The sequence below is a fragment of the Pseudoalteromonas sp. OF5H-5 genome (genome assembly GCF_021530695.1).
Classification (GTDB): domain Bacteria; phylum Pseudomonadota; class Gammaproteobacteria; order Enterobacterales; family Alteromonadaceae; genus Pseudoalteromonas.
Window position 1 is genome coordinate 1 of the sequence record NZ_JAKGBF010000042.1, and the last position, 3,909, is coordinate 3,909.

3 protein-coding genes and 1 pseudogene are annotated in these 3,909 nt (G+C 46.4%); all 4 read left to right on the forward strand.

Annotated features, from left to right (window positions below; all coding sequences use genetic code 11):
• Positions 1 to 191, forward strand: a pseudogene (locus tag L1271_RS24440) (MarR family transcriptional regulator); the annotation flags it as partial.
• 2 nt (positions 192 to 193) lie between these two features.
• A complete protein-coding gene (locus L1271_RS24445) occupies positions 194 to 1,114 on the forward strand; it encodes a hypothetical protein (protein WP_235369027.1) in 921 nt (306 codons plus the stop codon).
• On the forward strand, positions 1,111 to 2,907 hold the full coding sequence (locus L1271_RS24450; RefSeq protein ID WP_235369028.1) for a hypothetical protein: 1,797 nt from the start codon (positions 1,111 to 1,113) through the stop codon (positions 2,905 to 2,907). Before L1271_RS24445 ends, L1271_RS24450 begins: the two co-directional genes overlap by 4 nt.
• 3 nt (positions 2,908 to 2,910) lie before the next feature.
• A partial coding sequence (locus L1271_RS24455; protein ID WP_235369029.1) for an ExeA family protein occupies positions 2,911 to 3,909 on the forward strand: 999 nt, incomplete at its 3' end.

A 3,909-nucleotide genomic window follows, 5' to 3' on the forward strand; every position in this document is an offset into this window, starting at 1 on the left:
GTCCAGCAGATGTAACGCGCATATTGGCAAATTTGGCACAAGCGGGTTGGGCTGAGCGCCTACCGGGGAATGAAAAGCGCTGGCGCTTACATAAAAAGCCAGTGCAGCTGAGTAACACGGTAGACCATAACATGAAAAACGTACTGCGCAACTTACAGCAAGAGTACAACAACTACAGTATTTTGAGGTAGTTATGAGCGAGAAAGATATAACACCGACGGTTGAGAAAGCCCTAGTTGACGGGAAAGACTTGCTTGCTTCAAAAGAGCAAGTATTAGTTGAGTTAGGTCAAATACAGGCTTTTGACTTTATACAAAAACTGGCGACTGTCGCCAGTTTACGCTTACTCCAAAAAGCTAAGGAAACCAAAGCATATAAAGGGCTAGTCTATTCTGATGAAAGTGGAAAAGTGGCGACTGTCGCCACTTGGGATGAGTACTGTACTCACAAGTTGGGTGTGGCAAGACGCACTATTGATGACCGATTAGTGAATCTTCAACAATTCGGAGAAGAGTTCTTCGAGCAGTCACAACGTATGCAGCTTGGTTATCGGGACTTAAGAGCTTTACGTCAATTACCTGAAGAAGATCAAACATTGGTTATTGAATCAGATGCCGTTGAAGCAGGTGATAAAGAAGCCGTAAAAGAGCTAATCGACGAACTCAAAGCCAAGCACGCTAAGGAAAAAGAGAAAATCACTCAAGAGCTGGACGCAACCGAGCGCATGCTCAAAGTGTCTCGTGATTCTTCATCCAAAAAAGAAGAAGAAATCATCAAGCTTAAAACCGACTTAGAAAGCAAAAAGTTTTCAGCTGAGAAGTGGAAAGGTGAAGCCAAAAGCTTTTTTGAAGCGCTGGCTAAAACCCAAAACCAAGTGCGTGAAGGGTTTAACCAAATGTTGGTACTCAGTGAGCAGCTTGAGACGGTAAAGATTGACGATAAAACCTACGATGCCGCTAAATCCGCGTTTTACGCCGACAGCAAAATTTTACTAACTCAACTCGCGCATGTGTGGAATGAAATACACCGCACCTATGGTGATCTGGATGACGCGCGCCCCAGTGGTGAGTGGCTGGCTGAAATGGGCTTTGAAGGCACAGAGGTGATGGAATGAACGCATTATCTCTAGAGTACTGGGCTGAGCAGCTAGACAACGCAGACCACGGCCAAAAAGGCACAATCCGCGAAAAGGCATGTGAAACACTGGGCCTAAGCAAAGACGCGCTATATCGCAAACTCAAAAAGCTTGGCTGGCAAAGTGGCAAAGCCAAACGCAGTGATGCAGGCACAACCAGCATGAGTGATGAAGCGATTGAAGTCATGGTGTCGCTACTTAACCAATCAGTTAGGGCTAACGGTAAACGCACCATGCATGTGCCAGTGGCAAAGTCGATTTTGGCAGCCAATGGCTACGAAAGCGTAAGTACAAGCCAGATCAGCCGTGTACTAGCTCGCTACCATGCCAGTATTCAGATGCTAGACAAAGCAACTCCACATAAGCAGTTAAGAAGCTTAGGGCCAAACCATGTACACCAAGTAGACCCTAGTTATTGCTTGCTTTACTACCCACCTGAGCGCAAGAACCGACAAGTTAAAGGGGTGTGCCAGTCCTACATGGATGAAAGCCATTTTTATGCTAACAAACCAGACAATTTAGACAGCATAAAAAACCTACGAGTATGGCGTTACGTGTTAACAGACCATTTTAGTGGTGCTGTGCGTGTTAAGTATTACCAAGCGGCTGGCGAGACTACGGCAAACCTGTTTGATTTTTTAATGTGGTGTTGGTCACAACATGACGGCTCACCATTGATGGGTGTGCCTGAAATGTTGGTATGGGATAAAGGCTCAGCCAACAGCTCAAAAGCCATTAAAAATGTGCTGAAGAGTTTGCAGGTGAAATGTGAAGAGCACAAAGCAGGTAGTCCCCGTGCAAAAGGCAGTGTTGAAAACGGCAATGATTTAGTTGAAACCCAGTTTGAAAGCCGCTTGTTGATGGAGCCAGTTAACAGTGTTGATGAGCTAAATGCGGCTGCATGGGCATGGCAGGAGGCTTACAACGCCAACAAAATCAAAGACCAAAACTGTAAACATAGCCGTCATAAAATGCCGCGCTTGGATGTTTGGTTAATGATTTACCAGCCTGAGTTTAGACACCGTTTGCGCCAGCTGCCTGACGAGCAAATTTGCCGCTTGCTGCTTACCAAGGAGGGCGAAACCCGCAAGGTTAAAGGTGACTTAACTGTGACCTATCGCCACCCAGTTACCCACTCTCAATTGGTGTATGACGTTTCGGAGCTTGAGCACATTCTCAATGGGATGACGGTTGAAGTTAGCCCTGTGATTGTGGGTGAGTCGCCGGACTTAATGGTGGGTGTAAAAACCCCATTGGGCGATGTGGTGTATCACCAAGTTAAACCGCTTGAATTTGACGTTGCTGGATTCCGCATTGATGCGCCAGTGATTGGTGAACGCTATGCAAACCACGCAGATAATGCAACACAGTTGGCAATAAAAGCGGCTGACAGGTTGGCATACCCCAACATGAGCGATGAAGAGATAGAGAAAGCCAAAAAAGCCAAAGCTGCGCCATTTTGCGGCAAACTCGTTACACACTCGCACCTTAAAGACGTTGAGCACGAAACGCGGATCACACCAAAAGGCGAAACCATTCAACCAGATAATGCCATTGCGAAACAAATCAGCGAAGCGCCCAAGCGCAAAGGCAAAGTGTTGGACTCGCTCGATTTACGCATGGTTGTAGCACAGCGTTTGGGTAGGCCGCTGCGTCCTAACGAAATTGATTGGCTGCATGGCCAAAGTATTGCTGAAACGGAAGTGTCAGCGGTTGTTGAACAGTTGCACCTAGGAATTGTGGAGACTCCAGTGCTGAAGATAGCGAGATAGCAGTTGAAAATAACAAAGCTTAGCCATGTGTTTGAAGTACTGGGAGTTAAGCAAGCCCAAGTAGTAAAAGCATTAACCGCTAAAGGGCTGACCTTTAGCAAAGCCAGCTTAAGCCGTGTAGCAACACAAGCCGACTGGCCAAAAACCTGTGATAGCAAAGCGATTAAAGCAGCCATTGCAGAGTATTTAAAAGAACTCGGTGCAACCAGCGAGCAACTAACCGATTTGTTTACCTGGTATGAGCCAAACAAAAACGCACAACCTGAAGTTGAATATGAAGATCCGGAGCCTGAAATGCTAACAGCTAACGCAAAGAAGTTTTTTAAACTACGTCGTGACCCGTTTGAAAACGAGATAACGAGCGAGGATGACCTATTTTTGGTTGATGCCCACCGTATTATTTTAGAAGACATGCTAACGGCCGCGAACGCTGGCAGCATGATTGCACTCTATGGTGAGTGTGGAAGCGGCAAGACGATTATTCGCCGCACCTTTATACACCAAGTGCAACAAGATCATCCAGATGTGATTTTGATCCAACCTGCACGATTAGACCGCCGCAAGATAACCGCAGAGTCTATTTCTACCGCTATTTGTAGAGCGCTACAAATCAAACATAAACCAAGTGCTGAAGAGCGTGATGCAGCAATAGAAGAGGCATTGATTGAAAGCGCCAACAACGGCCATTTACATCTAATGGTAATTGATGAGGCGCACGATTTAAGCGCTGATGTGATCAAGCTACTCAAGCGTATTTGGGAGTTAACGCACGGGTTTAGGCGGGTGATGGGCATTGTACTGATTGGCCAGTCGGAGCTTGCCAAAAAACTAAGCGGCCAGCACGTTCGTGAGTTTAGCTGGCGCTGTAATCAAATAAAGATGCAGCCGCTAGGGATTTATGTTCCTCAGTATATTCGCCATAAGTTATCTCGCGTTGGCGTAGATGCTGACAAAATTTTTACCGAAGATGCCCTTAGCGCGATTCGCGGCAAGTGTATGGGC

Bases quoted from the DNA above. Each gene is read 5' to 3' on its own strand.
- L1271_RS24445 (WP_235369027.1), top strand. From the start codon at position 194: ATGAGCGAGAAAGATATAACACCGACGGTTGAGAAAGCCCTAGTTGAC.
- L1271_RS24450 (WP_235369028.1), top strand. From the start codon at position 1,111: ATGAACGCATTATCTCTAGAGTACTGGGCTGAGCAGCTAGACAACGCA.